This window comes from Kitasatospora sp. NPDC034035 (assembly GCF_055575755.1).
The window spans coordinates 1-24,025 of the sequence record NZ_JBVISA010000038.1 but is presented as its reverse complement, the minus strand read 5'-3'; the positions used below and the strand labels follow the sequence as shown (position 1 = coordinate 24,025).

Below are 24,025 nucleotides of genomic sequence, written 5' to 3'. Positions count from 1 at the left end.
ACAGCGGTCACGGCAGCAGCCGCAGCAGCGGTCGTGGAGGCAGCAACGGCCACGGAGGCGGCCACGGTCGAGGAGGTGGTCGGCCGGCTGCGGGAGATCGGGGCGGGGCTGCCCCAAGCCGACGGGGTGGCGGTCTTCAACCGGCTCTACCTCGACGTCACGGAGGCGGTCCGCGAGCGGCTCGCCGACGGGTACTTCGCCGACCCTGTGGCGATGGCCGAGCTGGACGTGGTGTTCGCCGGGCGATACCTGCGGGCCGTGGCCGCCGACGCGGCCGGGCAGGAGCCGCCCGCCTGCTGGCGGGCCCTGTTCGCGCTGCGCGCCCACCCGGGCGTGCACCCGCTGCAGTTCGCGCTGGCCGGGATGAACGCCCACATCCAGCACGACCTGCCGCTGGCCGTCGTGGACACCTGCCGCCGCCGGGGCTGCGAACCGGCCGCCGTCGAGAAGGACTACCACCGGATCAACGGGGTGCTGGCCGAGGTGGAGGCGGCCGTCCGGGAGCGGCTGATGCCCGGGCCCGACCTGCTGGAGCACGCCGAGCCGCTCACCCACCGGCTCGGCGCGTGGTCGGTCGCCTCGGCCCGCGAGGGGGCGTGGACCGCCGTCGCGGCGCTCTGGGAGCTGCGGCACCTGCCGGGCGCGGCCCGGGCTTTCGCCGCCGCGCTGGACGGCTCGGTCGGGCTGCTCGGCCACGCCCTGCTGCTCCCGCTCGGGCGGGGAGACGGACACACCCCGACCGACACGGCACCGACCGACATCGCCCCGACCGACATCGCCCCGACCGACACGGCGCCGCTCGGCCGGCTCCCCGAGGCGAGGAACCGGCCGGCCGGCGCCGGGGATGCGGGCGATCAGGCCCAGCTGGAGTGCAGCGGCTTGCCCTCGGCGTAGCCGGCCGCGCTCTGGATGCCCACGATCGCCTTCTCCTGGAACTCCTCCAGGCTGTTGGCGCCCGCGTAGGTGCAGGAGCTGCGCACGCCGGCGATGATCGAGTCGATCAGGTCCTCGACTCCCGGGCGGGTCGGGTCGAGGAACATCCGGGAGTGCGAGATGCCCTCCTCGAACAGGGCCTTGCGGGCCCGGTCGTACGAGGAGTCCTGGGCGGTGCGGTTGCTCACCGCGCGGGCCGAGGCCATGCCGAAGCTCTCCTTGTACTGGCGGCCGTCGGCGGCGGTCTGCAGGTCGCCCGGGGACTCGTAGGTACCGGCGAACCAGGAGCCGATCATCACGTTGGAGGCGCCGGCGGCCAGCGCCATCGCGACGTCGCGCGGGTGCCGCACGCCGCCGTCGGCCCACACGTGCTTGCCGAGTCGGCGCGCCTCGGCGGCGCACTCCAGGACGGCGGAGAACTGCGGGCGGCCGACGCCGGTCATCATCCGGGTGGTGCACATGGCGCCCGGGCCGACACCGACCTTGAGGATGTCGGCGCCCGCCTCGACGAGGTCGCGGACACCGGCGGCGGAGACCACGTTGCCGGCCACGATCGGGATCTGCGGGTCCAGGCCGCGCACCGCGCGCAGCGCGCTGATCATGGATTCCTGGTGGCCGTGCGCGGTGTCCACCACCAGCACGTCGGCGCCGGCCTCGATGAGGGCCTTGGCCTTGCCCGCGACGTCGCCGTTGATGCCGACCGTGGCGGCGATCCGCAGCTTGCCGGCCGCGTCCACGGCCGGGGTGTAGAGGGTGGCGCGCAGCGCACCCTTGCGGGTGAGGATGCCGACCAGACGGCCCTCGCCGTCGACCACCGGGGCGAGCTTGCGGTGCCCCTCGGTGAGCTTCTCGAAGGCGGCGCGCGGCTCGATGTGCTCGTCCAGCAGCAGCAGGTCGCGGGACATGATGTCGGCGAGGCTGGTGAAGCGGTCGACGCCCTGGCAGTCGGAGTCGGCGACCACGCCGACCGGCTTGCCGTCCTCGACGACCACGAGGGCGCCGTGCGCGCGCTTGTGCAGCAGCGAGAGCGCCTCGGCGACGGTGGCGCCCGGGGCGAGGGTGATCGGGGTGTCGAACACCAGGTGGCGCTGCTTGACCCAGGAGATGACGTCGGCGATGACCTCGGTGGGGATGTCCTGCGGGATGGCGACCAGGCCGCCGCGGCGGGCGACGGTCTCGGCCATCCGGCGGCCGGCGATCGCGGTCATGTTGGCCACGACCAGCGGGATGGTGGTGCCGGTGCCGTCGTTCGAGGAGAGGTCCACACCCTGCCGGGAGCCCACGGCGGAACGGCTGGGGACCATGAAGACGTCGTCGTACGTGAGGTCGTACGAGGGCTTGAGGTCGTTCAGGAAGCGCATGAAGGGGGCTCTCTGGCTGGGAGAAATTACACCTCGGGTGCGGTTGCGGCGATGCCGTCGGGGCGCACTCGGGCGCCCTGCACCCAGCATTCGATTCTCCGTGAGGGCGGAGGCAAAAGCCAGTTCGAGGAGCATTGCTGGGGCTGTGCACAAACAGTGATCAATGCTCCGCGCGTAGACATGGACGATCATACAAAGACCCCCTCCCACGTCCGCTTTTCGCCTCGGCGTGGACCGCTCCCGTAGCATTCACGCGGTAAACGGCGAGGCGAACGGGAAACGGCAGCAGGCGTGGGCATCGGGCAGACGGACATCCGGCAGGGTCAGGACGAGGACACCGAGGAGGAGATCGACTACGGTCCCGGCCTCGACCCGGAGCGGCTGAAGCTCTGTCTGGAGGTGATCGCCGAGCTCGACGAACTGCACGTCGACCACCCGGACGCGATCACCGTCCGCCAGGCCGTCGGCGGCATATTCCGGACCCTCAAGCAGCGTCGCCGCCAGGAGACCCGGGCCCGCAAGACCGCCAACGACCGCGAGGTCACCGCCCGCACCGCCACCGGCGCGCCCACCCGGATCGACGACGAGACGGCCGGCGCCTTCGGCCTGACCACCGTCACCACCACCGAGATCGCCGGCATCCTGGAGCGCCCGCGCTCCTGCTACACGTGCAAGCAGCGCTACGTCGAGGTCGACGCGTTCTACCACAACCTCTGCCAGGACTGCGCCGTCAAGAACCGCGCCCACCGGGACGCCCGCGCCGACCTCACCGGCAAGCGCGCGCTGCTCACCGGCGGCCGGGCCAAGATCGGGATGTACATCGCGCTGATGCTGCTGCGCGACGGCGCCCACACCACCATCACCACCCGCTTCCCCAACGACGCGATCCGCCGCTTCAAGGCGATGCCGGACAGCGCCCAGTGGATCCACCGCCTCAAGGTCATCGGCATCGACCTGCGCGACCCGGCCCAGGTCATGGCACTCGCCGACGAAGTCGCCGCCGACGGCCCGCTGGACATCCTGATCAACAACGCCGCGCAGACCGTGCGCCGCCCGCCGGAGTCCTACCGCGAGCTGCTCAACGCCGAGTCCGCCCCGCTGCCCGCCGGCGAGCTGCCGCAGGCCACCACCATCGGCCGCTTCGGCAGCGGCAGCGTCGACCTGCCCGCGCTCCCCCACCAGGCGGGCGGCGACAAGCAGCGGCTGGCCGCCGAGGACGTCACCTCGCTCGCCCTGGTCACCGGCTCCGCCACCCCCGCCCGGATCGCGGCCGGCACCGCGATCGACGCCGGCGGCCTGGTGCCCGACCTCGCGGACACCAACAGCTGGGTGCAGACGGTCAGCGAGGTGGGCCCGATCGAGCTGCTGGAGGTGCAGCTCTGCAACTCCACCGCGCCGTTCATCCTGATCAGCCGGCTGCGCCCGGCGATGGCCGCCTCCCCGTCCCGCCGCAAGTACGTGGTCAACGTCTCCGCCATGGAGGGCGTGTTCCAGCGCGGCTACAAGGGCGCCGGCCACCCGCACACCAACATGGCCAAGGCCGCGCTCAACATGCTCACCCGCACCAGCGCGCAGGAGATGTTCGAGTCCGACGGCATCCTGATGACCGCCGTCGACACCGGCTGGATCACCGACGAGCGGCCGCACCCGGACAAGATGCGCCTCGCCGACGAGGGCTTCCACGCCCCGCTCGACCTGGTCGACGGCGCCGCCCGGGTGTACGACCCGATCGTGCGCGGCGAGCAGGGCGAGGACCTGTACGGCTGCTTCATGAAGGACTACGAGCGCGGCAACTGGTAACCATTCCCGGTAACCACCCGAAGGAGACCTCGACGTGACCACCGCACCGCTGCTCGGCGCCGGGATCATCGTGCCCACCGGGGACGGCCGGGTGCTGATCGGCCGGCGCACCACCGCCGGTGAGCCGCCCACCTGGAGCCTGCCGGGCGGCAAGGTCGACCCGGGCGAGTCCTTCGAGCGGACCGCGGCCCGCGAACTCGCCGAGGAGACCGGCATCGTGCTGCCCGCCGAGGGGATGCGGGTGCTCGCCGTGCACCTCGACCACGAGCTCGGCCGGCCGCGGCTGACCGCCGCCGTCCTCGCGCCGCCCAGCCTGGCGGAGGCGGTGGTCACCGAGCCGCACGCCTGCGCCGGCTGGGAGCGCTTCGCGGTCGACGAGCTGCCGGAGCCGATGTTCTACCCGTCCGCGCTGGTCCTGGGCAGTTGGCTGCCGGGGCTGGACGACGTACGGCGGGCCGGGACGCACGGCTACCCCGTCGCCCGCTGAGGGCAGGCGACGGGGCGGCGGGCCGTCGCGGGCCGGTCGGCCGACGGAAATCAGGGCCGGTCGGCCGACGGAAAGCAGGGGGTGGCCCCCACGGCCACCCCCTGCCACCACTGCCTGCCTTCCCCGCAGCTCGGCCCGGCACCCCCACGGTCGACCGGGCCACGGCCGCGCCCAGGCACGGGGGCGCCGCCGGCACCCAGCCTGCCCGGTCGGGACCTCCGCTGCCGAGGGCCGAACGTCCCCGGCCCCAGGGCCGAACGTCCCGGCGACAGGGCCTCACGAGGCCGAACGACACGGGCGGGACACCCACCCGCGATGGCACTCCTACGAGCGCGCACGACTCTTGTGCCCGAGGGCCCGTCGGGTGGAAATTGGTGGCGAACCGCCGTACGCCCCTACTCCCCTGAGGAGCCATCAACGTGTCCAGCACACCCCGCCCGGCCAGGCCCGCGTCGCTCCCGCGGCGAACCGGCCGTCAGCTGCGGCGGGCTCTCGGTGCCCGGCACGAACCGCTCGCCCGCCCCCTCGACCGCTCCCGCGCCCGGGCCTGGCTGCTCGCCGCGCTCGGCACGGTGCTCGCCGTCGCCCTCTCCGCGGGCGGCGCACTGCTCCTCTACCGGGACACCGCACCCCAGGCCGCCGCCGAGCACGCACGGCTGCACCGGATCGACGCCCTGGTCCGCACCGCCCCGGAGCGCGCCGCCGTCACCGGCAGCCGCTTCGCCGGGGGCTACAGCAATCAGATCGACGTCGAGGCGACCTGGACCGCCCCCGACGGCACGCCGCGCTCCGGCACCGTCCAGGCCCCGCGCTCGACCGTCACCGGCAGCAGCATCCCGATCTGGGTCGACCGGGCCGGCCGCGCCTCCACTCCCCCGGTCGACCGCACCGCCCTCGCCCTCTCCGCCGCCTGCACCGGCAGTGGCGCCCTCCTCACCCTGCTCGCCCTCGTCGTCCTCGCGCTGCGCCTGCGCCTCCACGCCCTGGACCGCCGCGCCGAAACCGCCTGGACCGACGGCTGGGCCCGCCTCGAACCCCGCTGGAGCGGGCGTGCGGGACACCGCCACGAGGACTGAGCCGGGTGGTGGCTCAGCGGGGCTCGGTCCAGGCCGGGGCGGGGACGCGCCTGGCGGCGTGGTGCGTGCGGGCGGCGACGGCGAGGAGGAGGGCGAGGGCCAGGGCGAGGGCGGTGGGGACGTTGGCGTGGAGGACGAGGACGGCGCCGAGGAGGGCGCCGGCGAACATCCAGACGGCGGAGGCGAGGCGGCGGAGGCCGGTGCGGTCGGCGGCGAGGGCGGTGATGGTCATGGTGAGCACGGTGGTCGTGAGGTCGGGCACCTTCAGCGCGCGGACCACCGCGTTCTGACCGCCCATGGCGAAGCCGAGCAGCCCGATCAGGGTGTAGCGGACCGGTTCGGTGGTGTGGCCGACGACGGCCGCCAGGACGGTGCTCGCCGCGACGAACGCCGACTGGACGCCGACGGCGGCGGTCAGCAGGTGGCCCCGGTGGCCGGGCAGGCGGCGGGCGAGGTGACCACCGGCCAGGGCGCCGAGCAGGAAGGCGGCGAGCGCGGCGAGCGAAGCGGTGGCGGAGAGGTTGGCCGCGCCGGCCAGGGCGAAGCCGAGGAACACCACGTTGCCGGTCATGTTGGCGACGAAGACGTGGCCGAGTTCGAGGTAGCTGACCGCGTCCACCACGCCGGTGACCACGGTCAGCATCAGCAGCATCGGCACCAGCGGCCCGTGCTCGGGGTCGGGGGTCGGCATCGGTCTCCCAGGCGGTTCGTGTGACGGTCCTTCCGTTCTACTCCCTCTCACCCCTCCGTTCCCTCCGTTCCCTCTGCCCTGTCAGGCGAGCGCGGGGCTGTCGGGGTCCTCGGGTTCGTCGTCCAGGTGCCAGTGCAGGTCGCGGACGCCCGGTTCCAACGACAGCCGGGTGACGACCTGTTCGAGCGCCGGGGCGACCTGCCCGGTGATCGAGACGGTGGCCCGTAGGCTGGTGGCGTCGCCCTGCTCGGTGCGGCGGGCGCGCAGGCCGGTCGGGGCGAGGCCGGAGGCGGCGAGGGCCTGGAGCAGCAGGGCCCGGATGTGGCTCTCGGACTTGCGGTCGCACTCCAGGTGGACGGTGGCGCGGCTGGTGGAGTCCGGGTCGCTGCCGGACTGCGGGGCCCGGTCGAGCAACCGGCCGGCCGGGCGCAGCACCAGGTGGACGACGAGCACGGCGAGTGTGCCGAGGACGGCGAGTTCCAGTTTGCCGGAGGCCGCGAGCACCCCGACGGCGGCCGAACACCACAGCGTGGCGGCGGTGTTGAGGCCGCGGACGCCGGCGCCGTCCCGGAGGATGACGCCACCGCCGAGGAAGCCGATGCCGGAGACGACGTAGGAGGCGACCCGGGTGGGGCTGCCGGTGTCGCCGACGGCCTCGCTGTAGAGGACGAACAGGGTGGCGCCGGCGGCGACCAGGGCGTTGGTGCGCAGGCCGGCCATCCGGGCCCGCCACTGGCGCTCGACGCCGATCAGCGCGCCGCAGGCGACACCGGTGGCGAGCCGGACCAGGAAGTCGGCGGTGGTCAGGGTGTGCACGACGGCACCTCCTTCACGGGGGTGAGGTCACGGGGGTGGTCAGTGACCCAGCGCGGTCTGGGCGACCTTGATGATGACCATCACCATCGCCACGAGCAGGTAGGCGCGCAGGGCTCCCATGCCGAGCTTGCGGGCGGTGGACATGGCCGGCTTGTCGAGGGTCTCCAGCGGGGGCATCCGCCAGTTCGCGCGGCCGGTGCGGTCGACGGGGTCCTCCTTGGTGGCGGTGCGGCCGGAGGTGAAGGAGTACCCGGCGACGAGGACGCCCGCGACGCCGCAGCCGGCCATGATCCACAGGATCGCCTCGGAGCTGATGTCCGGCCAGACCACGGCCGCGGTCAGGATCATCGAGAGCGTCACCAGGACGCCGACCACCGCCGAGGTGAAGGCGTTGGTCCTGGGTCCGTTGACCCAGGGGCCGAGCACCGCGCGGTCGTTGCAGAGGAGCAGCAGGAAGACGGTCGCGGAGGGCAGCAGTACGCCGGCCAGCACCTGCACGAACTGCGTCATCAGGCCCTGCATGGCGTCCGTCGACAGCAGGGTGATCGCGGCGGCCAGCGTCACCAGGCCGGCGTAGACGGCGTAGAAGCCCTTGGCGCCCTTCACTCCCCGGTGCAGCGAGTGCTTGATGCCGAACACGTCGCCGATCGCGTACGCCGTGGACAGCGAGACGGCGAACGCGCCGATGATCGAGGCGTCCAGCAGCGCGATCGCGAACAGCACACCGGCGACCCGCCCGGCCTTGGCCTCGATGCCCCGGGCCACCGCTCCCGCGTCGGAGAACTGCCCGAAGCCGTCGGTGCCGGCGAAGGCCGCCGCCGTGAGGCCGATCAGCGCGGCCGCGCCGACGATGACCACGACGATCCCGATCCACAGGTCGACCTTCTCGTACGTCATGAAGCGCGGGGTGATCCGCTTGTCGATGACGTACGACTGCTGGAAGAACAGCTGCCAGGGGGCGACGGTGGTGCCGACGATCGAGATGATCACCAGCATCACGGCGGCGAGCTGCCCCGACCCGCCGGGCATGGTGGGCGTCACGAAGTCGTGCGCCATCTGCGAGGTCTTCGGGTGGACCAGGAAGTAGATCGGCACCAGCAGCAGCGAGCCGACGCACAGGGTCACCGCGACCCGCTCGAAGCGCCGGAACGACCCGGTGAACGCCGAGGCGATGATGACCGCCGCCGCCAGGACCACGGCGGCCGCCTTGGGCAGACCCAGGTAGCCGGCGGCGAGCGTCACGCCGATGAACTCCGTCACCAGCGTCAGCGCGTTCAGCAGGAACAGGTCGATCACGCTGAACGCGCCCCAGAACCTGCCGAACCGCTCCAGGATCAGCCGGGCGTGCCCGACCCCGGTGACGGCGCCGAGCCGCAGCACCATCTCCTGGTTCACGTACAGCACCGGGACCAGCATCAGCAGCGTCCACAGCAGTTGGGTGCCGTAGTTCTGCCCCGCCTGGCCGTAGGTGGAGAAGGCGCCGGCATCGTTGTCGCCGACCATCACGATCAGGCCGGGGCCGACGATCGCGAGCAGTGTCTTCAGCCGGGCCGACAGGCCGTGGCGGGGGGTGGTGTCGTCGAGGCGGATGGTGCCGAACGCGCCCTTGATGTCGCCGACGTGGGCGTCGTCCAGAACGGCGTTGCGGGCGCTCGGAGTTGTGGGGACCTTCGGGTCCAGCATCAGGTTGGTCATGGCAGGGCCTCCCTGCCCCCTTCTTGAGGGGGCGTCAGGGGGCACGCGGCGGCGACCCCTGCGGGCGCACGGCGCCGGACCGCACAGCACCGGACCGCACGGCGGCGGGTTGCACGACGGCGGATTGCACGACGGCGGACCGCATGTCAGCGGACCACATGCGCCGGACCGCACGGCGACGCCGGGCGGCGGCGGCCGTACGGACATGACGATGCGCCAGATCGCTTGTGTCCGAGCATGGTTGAGCCAGGCGGAGCGCCGGGTGGACGCGCAGGGGAGGTTGTTATCGCGTGCCGGAGGTGATCGAGAGCATGCGGGGGCAGGGGCGACTGTGGCCCGGACTACTGCAGTCCATGTCTCTCGCCTCCTCCCGGCCGGGGCGCACCGAACGGGCGCCTTTCGCGCAGCCCAAGGCTGCGAACCGCCCTCAGCATAGACCGGCCCCGGGCGCCCGGGGACCGCTTTCCGACTCATCTTCGACACCTTTGTAGAAGTTTGACCGAACCCCGATTCGCCTTGAGCATCTTCTTCCGGCATATATAGTTCATCGACATATGCAGTTGAGAAGCCCACGAGGGGGAAGTGTGTCCCACACCGATCCGGCCCGACCCGCGCCCGTCCTGCGCCTGGCCAACGTCACCCGGGTACACGGGCGCGGCGCCGCCGAGGTGCACGCCCTGCGCGGCATCGACCTGGCCGTCCACCCGGGCGAGTTCGTCGCCGTCATGGGGCCGTCCGGCTCCGGGAAGTCCACCCTGCTGACCCTGGCCGGCGGGCTGGACCGGCCCAGCGACGGCGAGGTCCTGGTGGAAGGGGTCTCGCTCGGCGGCCTCGGCCGGGGCAAGCTCGCCGACCTGCGGCGGCGCTCCATCGGGTACGTCTTCCAGGACTACAACCTGATCCCGGCGCTCACCGCCGCCGAGAACATCGCCCTGCCGCGCGAGCTCGACGGCGTCCCCGGCCGCCGGGCCCGCCGGGAGGCCCTGGCCGCGCTGGAGGAGCTGGGCATCGGCGAACTCGCCGACCGCTTCCCCGACGACATGTCCGGCGGCCAGCAGCAGCGCGTGGCGATCGCCCGCGCGCTGATCGGCGAACGGCGGCTGGTGCTCGCCGACGAGCCGACCGGGGCGCTCGACTCCGCCACCGGCGACGCCGTGCTCGCCGTGCTGCGCGCCCGCTGCGACGCCGGGGCGGCCGCGATGATGGTCACCCACGAGGCCTCGCATGCCGGCTGGGCGGACCGGGTGGTCCACCTGCGGGACGGCGCGGTCGACGCGGAGAGCCGCGGCTACCGCTCCGCCACCCGCCCTGCGGCGCACCACCGGCCCAACGCCTTGGGCGAGGTGACGCAGTGAGGCTCGGAGCCTGGCGGGTCGCCCTGCGCATCGCCCGCCGTGACGCCCTGCGCGCCAAGGGGCGCAGCGCCCTGATCGTCGCCATGGTCGCCCTGCCCGTCCTCGGCGTCACCGGCGCCGACGTGGTCCACCGCAGCGGACAACTCTCCCCGGCCGAACGGGTCGAGCGGGTGGTCGGCGGAGCCGACGCCCTGGTCACCGCGCTCAAGCCGGGCCTGACCGTCGAGCAGGCCCCGGTCGCCGAGGACGGCGCCTTCGCCGTCGACTCCCGCCCGGGCCAGCAGCCGACGGCCGAACAGCAGAAGGGCGCGAGCACCGACCCGACGACGCTGGCCGGTTCGCTGCTGCCGCCCGGCAGCGCGCTCACCCCGGCCCGGCCCGGGCCGGAGACCGGCGCGAACTCGCCCGAGGGACTGGTCCGCACCCTCACCACCGAGGCCAACCTCGGCGACCCGATCTGGCGCGGGCGCATCTCCCTGGTCGAGGGCCGCGCCCCGAACGCCCCGCACGAGATCGCCGCCACCCGGGCCTTCCTGGACCACTCCGGACTCAAGGTCGGCGGCACCACCACCGTCCAGGGCCTGGAGCAGACCACCTTCACCGTCACCGGCGTGGTGGAGCACCCGGACGAGCTCGGCCGAGTCGAACTCGTCGCCCGGCCAGGCGAGTTGCTCGACCCGCTGGCCGCCGCCGCGGCGCCCGGCCAGTCCGCCGCCGAGCGGGCCTCGGGCCAGCGCGCCGCCTGGCTGGTCCGCCTCCCGGCGGGCGCCGCGCTCGACTGGGCCAAGGTCCAGGAGTTCAACGCCCACGGCTTCACGCTCACCGCGCGCTCCGTCGCACTCGCCCCGCCGCCCCGCGCGGCCGTCCCGTACTACCGCGACGCGTACCGCTACCGCGACCCGGCGGCCGACAACACCACCAAGCTGGTCATTGCCACCGTCACCGGCATGGCCCTGCTGGAAGTCGCCCTGCTCGCCGGGCCCGCCTTCGCGGTCGGCGCCCGCCGCTCCCGGCGCCAGCTCGCCCTGCTCGGCGCGGCCGGCGGCAGCCGCACCCACGTCGGCGCGGTCGTGCTCGGCGGCGGCCTGGTCCTCGGCACGGCCGGGGCGCTGGCCGGCGTCGCACTCGGCACCGCCGTGGTCGCCATGCTCCGACCGCAGATCGAACAGGTCGGTGGCACGCGCTTCGGCCACTTCGCGCTGCCCCCGCTGGACCTGCTCGCGATCGCCGGCATCGGCCTGGTCACCGCCCTGCTGGCGGCGGCGCTGCCCGCCCTGCAGGCCGCCCGCCGCAGCGTCACCGCCGGGCTGACCGGCCGGGACACCGTCCGCGGGCCCAACCGCTGGGTCACCGTGACCGGCCTGCTGCTGGTCGCCTTCGGCGCCGGGGTCACGATGTACGGCGCGAGCGCGGTCCAGCACGGCCAACCGGCCGTCAGCAGCTTCGACACCCGCACCCTCACCGTGCTCGGCGGCTCGATGACCGCCGAGATCGGACTGCTCCTGTGCACCCCGATGCTGGTCGCCGCAATCGGCCGGGCCGCCCGGAGACTACCGCTCGGCCCCCGGCTCGCCCTGCGCGACTCCGCCCGGCACCGCTCGCGCACCGCCCCGGCCGTCGCCGCGGTGATGGCCGCCGTCGCCGGCGCCGTCGCCATCGGCGTGTACAGCACCAGCACCGACGCCGAGAACCGGCGCGACTACCGGCCGCAGGCCCCGTACGGCGCCGTCCGGCTCGTCAGCTACAGCGACGGGCCCCGACTCGACCAGGTGCGCGGCGAGGTGGAGAAGCAGCTGACCGGACTCGGCCAGCGCGGCGACCTCGCCGAAGCGGTGTACCGGTTCTGCCCCAACTGCTCCAGCACCGTCCAGCTCAAGGGCCAGGTGAACTGGCGCACCCTCACCGACCGCCCGCACCTGGCCGCCGCGGACGCCACCGTGCTGCACAACCTCTTCGGCATCCACGACCCGGCCGTCGACCAGGCGCTGGCCGACGGAAAGCTCCTCGTCTTCGACCCTGCCTTCGTCGGCGCCGACGGGAAGACCGTACTCCAGCTGCGCGGCGGCAGCGGCGCGCCACTGCAGCCGGGCGAGATCCCCAAGCCCGACCTGCAGGAGATCCCCGTCGACGCGGTGGTGGTCGCCAACCCGACCGCCGCCCGCTTCGCCCAGGGCATGCTGCTGCCCTCCGCACTCCAGAAGCTCGGGCTCTCCGCGCAGCCCACCGGCTCGGTCTGGCTGCCCGCCACCCCGCCCGACCGCAAGGCGCAGCAGCGCGCCGAAGCGGCCGCGGTCCGGCTCGACCGCGTCGCCCAGCTGGACGTCGAACGCGGCTACCAGCCGAAGAGCGACGCGCTCACCCTGGCCCTCACCGGCTTCGCCGGACTGGTCGTCCTCGGCGCGGCCGGGATCGCCACCGGCCTCGCGGCCGCCGACTCCCGGCAGGACCAGGCCACCCTCGCCGCCGTCGGCGCGCCGCCGCGGATCCGGCGGACCATGGCGGGCCTGCAATGCGCGCTGATCGCCCTGCTCGGAGCGCTGCTCGGAGCGGCCAACGGATTCGTGCCGGCGGTGGGGCTGTTGAAGTCCCGGGCGAGCGGATTCGGGGCCCAGCCGGCGCTGATCACCGCCCCGTGGGGCGAGCTGCTGCTGGTCGTGCTGGCCCTGCCGGTGGTCGCGGGGCTGCTCGCGGCGCTGTTCACCAAGTCCCGGATCCCGCTCGGGCGGCGGCTGTCCTGAGGGCCGGGCGGTCGGGTTCGGACGCCATCCGAGCACCGGCCAGGCACCGCCCGAGCACTGGCCGACCGCTGGTCGGACACCGACCGAACACCGACCGAGCACCGGCTGAGCACGGATTGACACCACTCGGACACCACCCGGGCACCGCTCGGCACACGCCGGGCGCCCGCCCCCCGCCACCCGGGGGCGGGCGTCCGGCGCTCGCCGTACCATGGGCCGCGTTCCGGCGGGCGAAGGGCGCCGGCGATGGGCTCGGCGAGGGAGACAAGGCGGTGCTACGGGGTTTCGGAGACCTGGAGGCCGAGATCATGGACCGGCTCTGGACCTGGAACCGGCCGGCCACGGTGCGCGAGGTCGTGGACGACCTGCAGCGGCAACGGGCGGTCGCGTACACCACCGTCACCACGGTCGCCGACATCCTGCACACCAAGGGCTGGCTGCGCCGCGACAAGATCGGCCGCGCCTGGGTGTACGAACCGACCTGCACCCGCGAGGAGTACACCGCCCGGCTGATGCACCAGGCGCTGGAGACCACCCCCGACCGCACCGGCGCGCTGCTCCGCTTCGCCGACCGGATCAGCGGGGACGAGGCCTCCGCCCTGCTCGCGGCCCTCGGACGGGTGAAGTCCTGCGGCCCGGAGTGACCCTCGCCCGCTGATCCACCCGCCGGGGTCGTGGCGTGAGCCCGAAAAACGGCGGAGGCCCGGAACTCCGAACGCCCGGAACTCCGCAAGCCCGAGCTCGGGGGTCGGGGCCCCGAAAACGCCGGAGGCCCGCCACCGCCGAAGCGGGAGCGGGCCGTCGCGTACGCGGTCAGGCCGGGCGGACGGCGCCCATGTACTTCATCGCCGAGATCGGGAGCACCTCGATGTTCTTGCCGGTGCGCGGCGCGTGGATCATCTTGCCGTCGCCGATGTACAGGCCGACGTGGTGCAGGTCGTCGTAGAAGAAGACCAGGTCGCCGGGCTGGAGGTTGGCGCGGTCGACGTGCGGGCCGGAGTTCCACTGGTCCTGGGACATCCGGGGGATCGTGACGCTCGCCGCGCGGTAGGCCATGCTGGTGAGGCCGGAGCAGTCGAAGCTGTCCGGGCCGGTCCTGCTCCAGCCGTACGGCTTGCCGAGCTGGGCCTGGGCGAACGCGAGGACGGCGGCGGCCCGACCACTGGCGGCCGGCAGCGGGGCGCTCAGGTCGGGGCGGTCGGCGGAGCGGGAGGAACGGTCGGCCGCGGCGGCGCCGGCTGCGCCTGCGGCGGCGGCCTGCTTGGCCTCGGCCTTGGCCTTCTCCGCGGACTGCTGGGCGTTGATCCTGGCGCGGTCCTCGGCGCTGAGCTTGTTCAGCATCTCCTGCGCCTTGGCCAGCTTGGTCTGGATGTCGTTCTTCTGCCCCGCCAGCTGCTTGCCGACCGAGTCGAGCTGGGCGAGGGTCGCGGTGGCCTCGGCGCGGTCCTGGTCGAGCTTGCGCTGCTCGTCCTGGGCCTGCTTCAGCAGGTTCGCCTGGGAGTCGGCCACCTGGTTCTGCACCGCGGCGCGCTCCAGGTAGGCGGACGGGTCGGAGTCGAGCATCAGCTGGACCGACGCGTCGATGCCGTTGGTCCGGTACTGGTCGGCGGCGACCGCGCCGAGCCGGGTCCGCAGCTCGTTCATGGCGTCCTGGCCGCGGACGACCTTGTCCTGGATCTGGCTGGCCTCGCCCTGGAGCTTCTGCTGCTTGGCCTGGAAGCCGTTGTACTGCTCGACGGACTGCTCGGCCTCCTCGTTGAGCTTGTCCACCTGCTCCTTGACGGAGGCGAGCGTCGGCGCGGGCTCGGCGTGGGCGGTGCCCGAGGCGAGGACCGCGCTGCCGGCCGCCATGGCCGTGGTGAGGACCGCCATGCGGGCCCGGCTGGGGGGGCTGGTCTTGCGGCGCTTTCCCATGGGCGGTCGGCTCTCTTTCGGGGGAATCCGGCGACGGCACGAACAGGCCGGGGGACGGCGAAGGCGGGCAGGACGCGCAACGGGGGGATGCTGCCCCACCCACCTTCTTCGAAGTAACTTAATAGATGAGGGCCGGAGTTCCGCAATCCCCCTGATCATGACGTTTCGGTGCCATGACGGGACGTCGATCGCGGTGCGTGCCATCGCTGTTGACTACGGACGGCACCCGGGCGCGGGTTCAATCGCCGCCGCCTTCGCCGTCACGTCCCGCCTCCTTCGCCGCGGCACCCCCCGCCGGACCCGCGAGCCGCGGCCCATGGCACCACCCGCCCCACGGTGTGACAAGAACCGCCAAATCGAGGGAAAGGTCACACACGCCTCCCCTCCTGCAGCCCTGCGAACGGGCGCTAACCTGCGGACATGAAGGTCCCGCCCGAAGGGCTCCCCCTCGCCGCCGAGTTCCCGGCTGCGCACCGTGAGCAGTGGCAGCAGCTCGTGCAGGGCGTGCTGCGCAAGTCCGGTGCCCAGCCCGAGGACGGCGCCGCCGCCGAGCAGACACTCACCACCAAGCTCCAGGACGGGCTCAGCGCACGCCCGCTGTACACCTCCGACGACACCGCGGTCGACCCCGGGTACCCGGGCTTCCCGCCGTTCGTCCGCGGCGGCCGGCCGCAGGGCTCCGCCGTCGCCGGCTGGGACGTCCGGCAGCGGCACGCCGACCCGGACCGTCGGCGCGCCAACGAGGCCGTGCTGGCCGACCTGGAGAACGGCGTCGGCTCGCTCTGGCTGGAACTGGGCGGCGAGGCCCTCCCGCTGGACGCCCTGCCCGAGGCACTGAGCGGCGTGTACCTGGACCTGGCCGCCGTCGCACTCGACGCCGGACCCGAATTCACCGACGCCGCCGAGCAGTTGTTCAAGCTCTACGAGCAGCGCGAGGTCTCCCCCGGCGCCGCCTCCGGCAACCTCGGCGCCGACCCGCTGGGCCTGCAGGCCCGCACCGGCGACACCACCCGCACCGACGCGCTGCTCGCCGAGGCCACCGTGCTGGCCGCCCGCTGCGCCGCCGACTACCCGAACGTCCGGGCGCTGACCGTCGACGCCCTGCCGTACCACGAGGCCGGCGCCTCCCCAGCCCAGGAACTGGGCTGCTCGCTCGCCACCGGCGTCGCCTACCTGCGCGCCCTGACCGCGGCCGGGCTGCCGGTGGACGCCGCGCTCGGCCAGCTGGAGTTCCGCTACGCGGCGGACGCCGACCAGTTCCTGACGATCGCCAAGTTCCGTGCCGCGCGCCGCCTTTGGGCCCGCGTCGCCGAGGTGTCCGGGGCGTCCCCGGAGGCCTCGGCGCAGCGTCAGCACGCCGTCACCTCCCGAGTGATGATGACCGCCCGCGACCCGTGGGTGAACATGCTGCGCACCACCGTCGCCTGCCTGGCCGCCGGAGTCGGCGGCGCCGACGCCGTCACCGTCCTGCCCTTCGACAGCGCGCTCGGCCAGCCGGACGCCTTCGCCCGCCGGATCGCCCGCAACACCCAGTCGATCCTGCTGGAGGAGTCCCACCTGGCCCGGGTGATCGACCCGGCCGGCGGCTCCTGGTACGTCGAGCAGCTCGGCGAGGAGCTGGCCCGGGCCGCCTGGGCCTGGTTCCAGGAGATCGAGCGGGCCGGCGGCCAGCAGGCCGCACTCGGCTCCGGCCTGGTCGAGGAGCGGATCGCCGCCACCTGGGCGGAGCGGTCGGTCAAGCTCGCCAAGCGGCGCGAACCGGTCACCGGCGTCAGCGAGTTCCCGCACCTGGACGAGCAGCCGCTGGTCCGCGAGCCGGCCCCGGCCGCGCTCTCCGGCGGCCTGCCGCGGGTGCGCCGCGCCGAGGCGTACGAGGCGCTGCGCGACCGCTCGGACGCCCACGCCGCCGTACACGGTGCCCGCCCGGCCCTGTTCCTCGCCTCGATCGGCACCGCCGCCGCGCACACCGCGCGCACCACCTTCGCCGCCAACCTGTTCCAGGCGGGCGGCATCGCGACGACCTCCCTCGAGTCCGTCGACCCGGCCGCGTTCGCCGAGGCGTTCACCGCCTCCGGCGCCACCGTCGCCTGCCTCTGCTCCAGCGACGCCCTGTACGGCGAGCACGCCGCGGCCGTCGCCGGCGCGCTGAAGGCGGCCGGCGCCACGAAGGTCCTGCTCGCCGGACGGCCCGGTGAAGTACCCGACGGAGTGGACGAGTTCATCTACGCGGGCGGGGACGCGGTCGCCGTCCTGACCTCCCTGCTGGACCAGATCACCGGCGCGAGCGACGCCGACGAGAGCAAGGTGGCTCGATGATCCCCGACTTCACCGGAATCTGGCTGGACGGCGACGCCTCCGGCGTCACCGACACCCAGTGGCAGGCCGCCTGGCGCCGGTCCACCGGCAAGAACGTCGACGAGCTCGTCTGGGACACCCCCGAGGGCATCGGCGTCAAGCCGCTGTACACCGCCGAGGACCTCGCCGGGCTGGACTTCCTGGAGACCTACCCGGGCGTCGCCCCGTACCTGCGCGGGCCGTACCCGACCATGTACGTCAACCAGCCGTGGACCGTCCGCCAGTACGCGGGCTTCTCCACCGCCGAGGAGTCCAACGCCTTCTACCGCCGCAACCTCGCGGCCGGCCAGAAGGGCCTCTCGGTCGCCTTCGACCTGCCGACCCACCGCGGCTACGACAGCGACCACCCCCGCGTGACCGGCGACGTCGGCATGGCGGGCGTCGCCATCGACTCGATCTACGACATGCGCCAGCTGTTCGACGGCATCCCGCTCGACAAGATGTCGGTGTCGATGACCATGAACGGCGCCGTGCTGCCCGTCCTGGCGCTGTACATCGTCGCCGCCGAGGAGCAGGGCGTACCGCCCGAGAAGCTGGCCGGGACCATCCAGAACGACATCCTCAAGGAGTTCATGGTCCGCAACACCTACATCTACCCGCCGCAGCCGTCGATGCGGATCATCTCGGACATCTTCGCGTACACCTCGCAGAAGATGCCCCGGTACAACTCGATCTCCATCTCCGGCTACCACATCCAGGAAGCCGGCGCGACCGCCGACCTGGAACTGGCCTACACCCTCGCCGACGGCGTCGAGTACCTGCGCGCGGGCCTGGAGGTGGGACTGGACGTGGACGCCTTCGCGCCCCGCCTGTCGTTCTTCTGGGCGATCGGCATGAACTTCTTCATGGAGGTCGCCAAGCTGCGCGCGGCCCGGCTGCTCTGGGCCAAGCTGGTCAAGCAGTTCGACCCGAAGAACCCCAAGTCGCTGTCGCTGCGCACCCATTCGCAGACCTCCGGCTGGTCGCTCACCGCGCAGGACGTGTTCAACAACGTCACCCGCACCTGCGTCGAGGCGATGGCCGCCACCCAGGGCCACACCCAGTCGCTGCACACCAACGCCCTCGACGAGGCGCTCGCCCTGCCCACCGACTTCTCCGCGCGCATCGCCCGCAACACCCAGCTGCTGCTGCAGCAGGAATCCGGCACCTGCCGGGTCATCGACCCGTGGGGCGGCTCGGCGTACATCGAGAAGCTCACCAACGACCTCGCCACCCGGGCCTGGCAGCACATCCAGGAAGTCGAGGCGGCCGGCGGCATGGCCAAGGCCATCGACGCCGGCATCCCCAAGATGCGCGTCGAGGAAGCCGCCGCCCGGACCCAGGCGCGCATCGACTCCGGCCGCCAGCCGGTGATCGGCGTCAACAAGTACCGGGTGGAGAGCGACGAGCAGATCGACGTCCTCAAGGTCGACAACTCCTCGGTGCGGGCCCGGCAGATCGAGAAGCTGCGCCGGCTGCGCGAGGAGCGCGACGAGGCCGCTTGCCGCGACGCGCTGACCGCGCTCACCCGGGCCGCCGAGGCCGGACCGCAGCGCGACGGCTCGCTGGACGGCAACCTGCTGCACCTGGCCGTCAACGCGGCCCGGGCCAAGGCCACCGTCGGCGAGATCTCCGACGCCCTCGAGACGGTGTACGGCCGCCACTCCGGCCAGATCCGTACCATCTCCGGTGTGTACCGAGACGAAGCGGGCCCGTCGGCCTCCCTCCAGCGCACCCGCGACCTGGTCGAGCGGTTCGAGCAGGCCGAAGGCCGCCGCCCGCGCATCCTGGTCGCCAAGATGGGCCAGGACGGCCACGACCGCGGCCAGAAGGTCATCGCCACCGCCTTCGCCGACCTCGGCTTCACCGTCGACGTCGGCCCGCTGTTCCAGACCCCGGCCGAGGTCGCCCGCCAGGCCGTCGAAGCGGACGTCCACATCGTCGGCGTCTCCTCGCTGGCCGCCGGCCACCTCACCCTGGTGCCCGCCCTGCGCGCCGAACTCGCCGCGGCCGGCCGCGAGGACATCACCATCGTCGTCGGCGGGGTCATCCCCCCGCAGGACTTCGAGGCTCTCTACGAGGCGGGCGCGGCAGCGGTGTTCGGCCCCGGCACGGTCATCCCGGACGCCGCAAGCGACCTGCTGACGGCCCTGGCCGCCGAACTCGGCCACGAGCTGTGAGCCTTTGATCGTATGCCTCCGCGGACGATCGACCTCGACAGCTATGTGACCGGCGTCCTGGACGGCTCGCGCGCCTGGATCGCGCGAGCCGTCACCCTCGTCGAATCCTCCCGGCCCGACCACCGCGCGCTCGCGCAGCAACTGCTCCAACGGCTGCTGCCGCACGCGGGCGGCGCGGTCCGGGTCGGCATCACCGGGGTGCCCGGCGTCGGCAAGTCGACCTTCATCGACTCCTTCGGCACCATGCTGACGGCGCTCGGCCACCGGGTCGCGGTCCTCGCCGTCGACCCCACGTCCAGCCGGACCGGCGGCTCCATCCTGGGCGACAAGACCCGGATGGAGCGCCTGGCCGTCGACCCGCACGCCTTCGTCCGCCCGTCGCCGACCTCCGGGACCCTCGGCGGGGTCGCCAAGGCGACCCGCGAGTCGATGGTGGTGATGGAGGCGGCGGGGTACGACGTCGTCCTCATCGAGACGGTGGGCGTCGGCCAGTCCGAGACGGCCGTGGCCGGCATGGTCGACACCTTCCTGCTCCTCAGCCTGGCACGGACGGGAGACCAGCTGCAGGGCATCAAGAAGGGCGTCCTGGAGCTGGCGGACGTCATCGCCATCAACAAGGCCGACGGCCCACACGAACGCGACGCCGGCGCCGCGGCCCGCGAACTCGCAGGCGCCCTACGGCTGTTGCAGTCACCCGATGCCGCGTGGACCCCACCCGTCCTGACCTGCAGCGGCCGCGAGAACGTCGGCCTCGATGTCTTGTGGGAACGCCTCCAGCAGCACCGCAAGGTCCTCGACGCCACCGGCGCCCTGGCGGCCAAGCGCCGCGACCAGCAGGTGGAATGGACCTGGGCCATGGTCCACGACCAGCTCTACGCCCGGCTGCACGAACACCCCGAAGTGCGGCGACTGGCCCCCGAGTTGGAGGCCCAGGTGCGAGCCGGCACCCTCCCCGCCGGCCTCGCCGCCCAACAGCTCCTGGACGCCTTCTTCGGCTGACGGTCACATCGCGCTGCGAACGCGGCCGGCACTACACCACCTCGCACACCGAGCGGAGACCCTGCGCCGTGCCCCATCCATGCGTGGGGCACGGCGCTTCTGCGATCTCCAGACACTCGAACCAGACCACCTTGCCCGATCCGGCCGGGTACCAGCCCCACGCGTACGCCAGCGCCTCGATCAGCAACAGCCCACGCCCACCGGTCGATTCCTCGTCGCGCTCAGGTCGCGGAAGCTCCGGACACCGGTCCGCGACCTCCACCCGCACCCGGCCCGCAAGACGCCGGACGGTCACGGCACAGCGATCCTTGGCGTGGACCATGGCGTTGGCAATCACCTCACTCGCGCACAGCTCCAGCTCCTTGGACGCGGTGACCGTGAGCGGCACGCCCCACTCCCGCACGATCGCCATCACCAACCGTCGCGCCGCCGGCACGGCGTCAGCCCCCGGGGGCTGACCCCACTCCAACGGAACCGGGAATCGAGCGTTGCTCAATGGACTGACCACCACGTAAACCTCCAAGCCAGCCGGGCACGCAACTGCCCTGCGCTGCCCGTCGGCGTCTCGGCAAGTTGCCGAGACGCCGACGCACAAACCGATTTCTTACTGTCAGTCAACAAGTGGTCACGCTCATGAGACGATCAATCATGCGCCGCCTGCATACGAATATGCATCGGATGCATCGGACCGCGTGACTCGGCCGGGCAAGGCTCGTAGCGTTAGGTGAGCTGTTGAACTGGAACTCGGCAGTGCTCCGGGATGCGTCCCGGATGAGGAACTACGGCAAGGTCATCGAGCTGGCCCGGTCCTACCGGCGCATGACGCAGCTGCAATTGGGCGAGGCATGCGGGCTGTCACAGTCAGCCATCTCACGACTGGAGAAGCGAGGAACCAGCCCATATCCCATGGATGTTCTGCTGAGGGTGTCGCAGCACTTGGGTATCCCGCCCACTCTGCTCGGCCTCGCCGAACCTACGGGTCAGACGCGAATCGGAACTGAGAACGTGGAAAGACGCCAATTCCTGGGAGCGGCAACAGCACTCGCCGCGAGTCCCGTGCTCGCGGCCGTCGCAGGGCCCGCCGATGAGGCCGAGCAACAGGCTGGAGCACTCCGAGCCGCCACGACGTCCTACCGCCGACTCGACGGTTCAACGCCCTCACGAGAACTCGCGGATGTTGTCCACTCCCACCTGCGGCTGATTCAGGGGCTGGCTGGCACGGCACCCTCCGACGCCCATCGAGTCAGGCTCGCCGCCGTCGCAAGCGAGGCGGCGAGCCTGGCCGCGTGGCTGGCGTGGGACATGGGGGACCACGGGTCTGCTCGGTCGTTCTACGGAGCCGCGATCAGAGCCGCCCGTTCCGGAGCAAACCCGCTCCTTGCTGCGTACCAGGCCGGAAGCCTCGCGCAGTTCGAGGCGCACACCGGAAACGCGGCCCAGGCGCTCAGCCTGGCGCAACGGGCCCGGATTCTCCTGGAACCCGGGTGTCCACCGGTCGCCGACGCATGGCTGTCGTCGGTGGAAGCCCTCGGACATGCGGCCGCAGGCGACCGGCGGAGCACCGACCTCGCGTTGAAGCACAGCAGTGCGGCGGTCCGTGTCGGAAGGAACGAGGAACCGCCGCCCTGGCCCTGGGTGTTCACCTTCGATGAATCCAAGGTCTCTTCCTTCAGGGTTACTTGTGGCGTCAAACTCGGGCTTTCCGATTGGATCTCGGACAGTTCAGGCCCCGTTCTCGGCACCAGTCACACGAAACAGCGCGCGCTGCTGTTGCTGGATATCGCGACCGGCCATCTCGCCGCAGGGCGCATCGAAGCAGCGTTCGCGCTGGCCACGCAAGCACTGAAGATCGGCCTTCAGTACCGTTCAGGGCGAGTTGTCGAGCGGTGCCGCGCCCTTCGACGGTCGCTCAGCACCTCCTCACCACCCAAGGTCGTGCGGGAGTTCGATGAACGCCTGCACGGCGTCTACCTCTAGGAAAGGGTTGCGATGCGCATCGGAATCACGGGACACCGAGGGCTGTCGGCCGAGGTGGAGGGCCAGGTTCGGGGCCTGCTCGAAGACGCGCTCCCGGGCGAGGACGCGGCCGAGGTCACCGTCGTGTCCTGCATCGCGGACGGGCCGGATTCGTGGCTGGCGGACATCGCGCTTCAGCGGGGCGGACAACTGGAGGTCGTGGTCCCGGCGGACCAGTACCGGGACGGTCTGCCGGAGTGGCATCACCCCGTCTACGACCGGCTGTTCGGTAGAGCCATCACTGTTCACCGCACCGGGCACGTGAAGTCCGGCGAAGCCGCCCACCTCGCGGGGGGCGAGCTGCTCGTGGAGCACGTCGACAAGCTCCTCGCCGTCTGGGACGGCCTACCGGCCCGAGGCCACGGCGGCACGGCGGACGTGGTCGCCCATGCACGTCAGCGCGGTGTGCCGGTCTTGGTGCTGTGGCCGCAGGGGGCTCGCCGCTGACCGGCATCCCGTTCACCGCCGAGCAGGTGGGTCGCCTCACCACCACCGCGCCGATGACCCGCCGGAGCGGCGCTCCTGGCGGGGCGCCGGACAGCACCGGGGGCTGCTGCCGGCCCTCCGCGTGCCGGTGTTCGCCACACGGCCGCCTCTCGAGGAGACTGAACGGCGTGACTGATGTGCGAGAGATCCTGGACTACCAGACCTTCGGCCGAGCGGTACGCGAACTGGCGCAGACCATCGCCGACGACGGCTTCGAACCCGACCTCGTCCTGAGCATCGCCCGCGGCGGCGTGTTCGTGGCGGGCGGTCTGGCGTATGCGCTGGACTGCAAGAACATCCACCTGGTGAACGTCGAGTTCTACACGGGTGTGGGCACCACCCTCGACATGCCCGTCATGCTGGCGCCCGTCCCCGCGGCGATCGACTTCACCGACAAGAAGGTCCTGATCGCCGACGACGTCGCCGACACGGGCAAGACGCTGAAGCTGGTGCACGACTTCTGCCTCAGCCACGTCGCCGAGGTCCGGTCCGCCGTCATCTACGAGAAGTCGCACTCCCTGGTGAAGTGCGAGTACGTGTGGAAGCGGACCGACGACTGGATCGAGTTCCCGTGGTCGGCGCAGGATCCGGTCGTCAAACGCCCCGGCCAGGTGCTCGACGCCTGATCCGAGAAGGACAGCGCTGCCTTTCGTCGCCGCTGAGGCCGGACCGCGGCTCAGCGGCGACGGAGCGGTTCTGCGTCAGTGGGTTGCCCCCTCCGGGACGCGGAGGTCGGCGGTGCGGGTCGCAGCGGCGGTGAGGAGGGCGCGCAGGCCGTGGGCGACGGAGGCGGCCGGCAGCGAGGGCGTGGAGCCGTCGAGGACCTGTTCGGGCAGGGCGGGTATGTGGACGAACCCGCCGCGGGCGGTGGGGTGCTCGGTAGCGAGCAGGTGCATCAGGGCGTAGAAGACGTGGTTGCAGACGAACGTCCCGGCGGTGTGCGACAGGGAGGCGGGCACCCCGGCTTCCCGGACGGCGGCCACGCAGGCCTTGACGGGCAGGGTGGCGAAGTAGGCCGCGGGGCCGCCGGGGGCGACGGGCCGGTCGACCCCTCTCTGCCAGCCTTGGGTGAGACATCCCGCTTTGTCGGGTTAGCCTGAGAGGGCCCGAGTAGGAGTTCCACCCCTGATGACCAGCACCAATT

19 protein-coding genes and 1 pseudogene are annotated in these 24,025 nt (G+C 72.5%); 13 read left to right on the top strand and 7 right to left on the bottom strand.

The annotated features are described in order from the left end of the window. The first annotated feature begins 33 nt into the window (after positions 1 to 33). Positions 34 to 894, top strand: a complete 861-nt coding sequence (locus ACZ52J_RS36050) for a DUF5995 family protein (protein WP_465624863.1) — start codon at positions 34 to 36, stop codon at positions 892 to 894. Here ACZ52J_RS36050 and ACZ52J_RS36045 read toward each other — a convergent pair. Continuing rightward, positions 855 to 2,294 (bottom strand): GuaB1 family IMP dehydrogenase-related protein, encoded by a 1,440-nt coding sequence (locus ACZ52J_RS36045; RefSeq protein ID WP_465624861.1) that lies wholly within the window; start codon positions 2,292 to 2,294, stop codon positions 855 to 857. The two genes, ACZ52J_RS36050 and ACZ52J_RS36045, sit on opposite strands and share 40 nt — an antisense overlap. 297 nt (positions 2,295 to 2,591) lie before the next feature. On the opposite strand from ACZ52J_RS36045, the gene ACZ52J_RS36040 reads away from it, so the two are divergent. The 3 genes from ACZ52J_RS36040 (at position 2,592) to ACZ52J_RS36030 (ending at position 5,657) form a co-directional block, all read left to right on the top strand. Next, positions 2,592 to 4,094 carry an SDR family NAD(P)-dependent oxidoreductase gene (locus ACZ52J_RS36040; RefSeq protein WP_360492317.1) on the top strand — a complete coding sequence of 501 codons (1,503 nt, stop codon included), beginning with the start codon at positions 2,592 to 2,594 and terminating at the stop codon, positions 4,092 to 4,094. A gap of 34 nt (positions 4,095 to 4,128) precedes the next feature. Then, positions 4,129 to 4,581, top strand: coding sequence for a nucleotide triphosphate diphosphatase NUDT15 (locus tag ACZ52J_RS36035; RefSeq protein ID WP_360491813.1), 453 nt, complete (start codon positions 4,129 to 4,131; stop codon positions 4,579 to 4,581). 419 nt (positions 4,582 to 5,000) lie between these two features. Beyond that, positions 5,001 to 5,657, top strand: a complete 657-nt coding sequence (locus tag ACZ52J_RS36030; RefSeq protein ID WP_360491816.1) for an Rv1733c family protein — start codon at positions 5,001 to 5,003, stop codon at positions 5,655 to 5,657. A 13-nt stretch (positions 5,658 to 5,670) separates the two neighbouring features. Here ACZ52J_RS36030 and ACZ52J_RS36025 read toward each other — a convergent pair whose 3' ends face one another. The 3 genes from ACZ52J_RS36025 to ACZ52J_RS36015 form a co-directional block, all read right to left on the bottom strand. Beyond that, positions 5,671 to 6,348, bottom strand: coding sequence for a YoaK family protein (locus tag ACZ52J_RS36025; protein WP_360491819.1), 678 nt, complete (start codon positions 6,346 to 6,348; stop codon positions 5,671 to 5,673). Positions 6,349 to 6,429: 81 nt separating this feature from the next. Further along, positions 6,430 to 7,164 carry an MgtC/SapB family protein gene (locus ACZ52J_RS36020; RefSeq protein WP_465624858.1) on the bottom strand — a complete coding sequence of 245 codons (735 nt, stop codon included), beginning with the start codon at positions 7,162 to 7,164 and terminating at the stop codon, positions 6,430 to 6,432. A 39-nt stretch (positions 7,165 to 7,203) separates the two neighbouring features. Next, positions 7,204 to 8,859 (bottom strand): NRAMP family divalent metal transporter, encoded by a 1,656-nt coding sequence (locus tag ACZ52J_RS36015; protein WP_465624856.1) that lies wholly within the window; start codon positions 8,857 to 8,859, stop codon positions 7,204 to 7,206. A 554-nt stretch (positions 8,860 to 9,413) separates the two neighbouring features. Between ACZ52J_RS36015 and ACZ52J_RS36010 the strand changes: the two genes are divergently transcribed. The 3 genes from ACZ52J_RS36010 (at position 9,414) to ACZ52J_RS36000 (ending at position 13,596) form a co-directional block, all read left to right on the top strand. Next, on the top strand, positions 9,414 to 10,214 hold the full coding sequence (locus ACZ52J_RS36010) for an ABC transporter ATP-binding protein (RefSeq protein WP_465624854.1): 801 nt from the start codon (positions 9,414 to 9,416) through the stop codon (positions 10,212 to 10,214). Further along, a complete protein-coding gene (locus tag ACZ52J_RS36005; protein WP_465624852.1) occupies positions 10,211 to 12,952 on the top strand; it encodes an FtsX-like permease family protein in 2,742 nt (913 codons plus the stop codon). Before ACZ52J_RS36010 ends, ACZ52J_RS36005 begins: the two co-directional genes overlap by 4 nt. A gap of 272 nt (positions 12,953 to 13,224) precedes the next feature. Continuing rightward, positions 13,225 to 13,596 (top strand): BlaI/MecI/CopY family transcriptional regulator, encoded by a 372-nt coding sequence (locus ACZ52J_RS36000; RefSeq protein ID WP_360491830.1) that lies wholly within the window; start codon positions 13,225 to 13,227, stop codon positions 13,594 to 13,596. Positions 13,597 to 13,765: 169 nt separating this feature from the next. Here ACZ52J_RS36000 and ACZ52J_RS35995 read toward each other — a convergent pair whose 3' ends face one another. After that, positions 13,766 to 14,866, bottom strand: coding sequence for a C40 family peptidase (locus ACZ52J_RS35995; protein WP_465624850.1), 1,101 nt, complete (start codon positions 14,864 to 14,866; stop codon positions 13,766 to 13,768). 420 nt (positions 14,867 to 15,286) lie between these two features. Here ACZ52J_RS35995 and ACZ52J_RS35990 point away from each other — a divergent pair, with 420 nt between their 5' ends. The 3 genes from ACZ52J_RS35990 to meaB are packed head-to-tail and all read left to right on the top strand — an operon-like array spanning position 15,287 to position 20,379. Then, positions 15,287 to 17,182: a methylmalonyl-CoA mutase subunit beta gene (locus tag ACZ52J_RS35990; RefSeq protein ID WP_465624848.1), complete on the top strand. Its 1,896-nt coding sequence runs from the start codon at positions 15,287 to 15,289 to the stop codon at positions 17,180 to 17,182. After that, the gene (gene scpA / locus ACZ52J_RS35985; protein ID WP_465624846.1) at positions 17,179 to 19,380 is read left to right on the top strand and encodes a methylmalonyl-CoA mutase; all 2,202 of its coding nucleotides are present in this window, start codon (positions 17,179 to 17,181) and stop codon (positions 19,378 to 19,380) included. Before ACZ52J_RS35990 ends, scpA begins: the two co-directional genes overlap by 4 nt. A 12-nt stretch (positions 19,381 to 19,392) precedes the next feature. Beyond that, on the top strand, positions 19,393 to 20,379 hold the full coding sequence (gene meaB / locus ACZ52J_RS35980; protein ID WP_465624844.1) for a methylmalonyl Co-A mutase-associated GTPase MeaB: 987 nt from the start codon (positions 19,393 to 19,395) through the stop codon (positions 20,377 to 20,379). A 31-nt stretch (positions 20,380 to 20,410) separates the two neighbouring features. Here the strand turns inward: meaB and ACZ52J_RS35975 are convergent, their stop codons facing one another. After that, positions 20,411 to 20,815 carry an ATP-binding protein gene (locus tag ACZ52J_RS35975; RefSeq protein ID WP_465624842.1) on the bottom strand — a complete coding sequence of 135 codons (405 nt, stop codon included), beginning with the start codon at positions 20,813 to 20,815 and terminating at the stop codon, positions 20,411 to 20,413. Between the two features lie 335 nt (positions 20,816 to 21,150). Between ACZ52J_RS35975 and ACZ52J_RS35970 the strand changes: the two genes are divergently transcribed. The 3 genes from ACZ52J_RS35970 (at position 21,151) to ACZ52J_RS35960 (ending at position 23,507) form a co-directional block, all read left to right on the top strand. Next, positions 21,151 to 22,356 carry a helix-turn-helix domain-containing protein gene (locus ACZ52J_RS35970; protein WP_465624840.1) on the top strand — a complete coding sequence of 402 codons (1,206 nt, stop codon included), beginning with the start codon at positions 21,151 to 21,153 and terminating at the stop codon, positions 22,354 to 22,356. A gap of 12 nt (positions 22,357 to 22,368) precedes the next feature. After that, positions 22,369 to 22,842 carry a hypothetical protein gene (locus tag ACZ52J_RS35965; protein ID WP_465624838.1) on the top strand — a complete coding sequence of 158 codons (474 nt, stop codon included), beginning with the start codon at positions 22,369 to 22,371 and terminating at the stop codon, positions 22,840 to 22,842. A 167-nt stretch (positions 22,843 to 23,009) separates the two neighbouring features. Beyond that, on the top strand, positions 23,010 to 23,507 hold the full coding sequence (locus tag ACZ52J_RS35960) for a phosphoribosyltransferase (RefSeq protein WP_188305542.1): 498 nt from the start codon (positions 23,010 to 23,012) through the stop codon (positions 23,505 to 23,507). A 75-nt stretch (positions 23,508 to 23,582) separates the two neighbouring features. Here ACZ52J_RS35960 and ACZ52J_RS35955 read toward each other — a convergent pair. After that, a pseudogene (locus ACZ52J_RS35955) lies at positions 23,583 to 23,972 on the bottom strand (pyroglutamyl-peptidase I family protein); the annotation flags it as partial. Positions 23,973 to 24,025 lie beyond the last annotated feature (53 nt).

What these genes read in the sequence shown, in the direction of transcription:
- scpA (WP_465624846.1), top strand. Translation starts at nt 17,179, where the DNA reads ATGATCCCCGACTTCACCGGAATCTGGCTGGACGGCGACGCCTCCGGC.
- ACZ52J_RS35995 (WP_465624850.1), bottom strand. Translation starts at nt 14,866, where the DNA reads ATGGGAAAGCGCCGCAAGACCAGCCCCCCCAGCCGGGCCCGCATGGCG.
- ACZ52J_RS36025 (WP_360491819.1), bottom strand. Translation starts at nt 6,348, where the DNA reads ATGCCGACCCCCGACCCCGAGCACGGGCCGCTGGTGCCGATGCTGCTG.
- ACZ52J_RS36010 (WP_465624854.1), top strand. Translation starts at nt 9,414, where the DNA reads ATGCAGTTGAGAAGCCCACGAGGGGGAAGTGTGTCCCACACCGATCCG.
- ACZ52J_RS35965 (WP_465624838.1), top strand. Translation starts at nt 22,369, where the DNA reads ATGCGCATCGGAATCACGGGACACCGAGGGCTGTCGGCCGAGGTGGAG.
- meaB (WP_465624844.1), top strand. Translation starts at nt 19,393, where the DNA reads ATGCCTCCGCGGACGATCGACCTCGACAGCTATGTGACCGGCGTCCTG.
- ACZ52J_RS35990 (WP_465624848.1), top strand. Translation starts at nt 15,287, where the DNA reads ATGAAGGTCCCGCCCGAAGGGCTCCCCCTCGCCGCCGAGTTCCCGGCT.
- ACZ52J_RS36045 (WP_465624861.1), bottom strand. Translation starts at nt 2,294, where the DNA reads ATGCGCTTCCTGAACGACCTCAAGCCCTCGTACGACCTCACGTACGAC.
- ACZ52J_RS35970 (WP_465624840.1), top strand. Translation starts at nt 21,151, where the DNA reads ATGAGGAACTACGGCAAGGTCATCGAGCTGGCCCGGTCCTACCGGCGC.
- ACZ52J_RS36015 (WP_465624856.1), bottom strand. Translation starts at nt 8,859, where the DNA reads ATGACCAACCTGATGCTGGACCCGAAGGTCCCCACAACTCCGAGCGCC.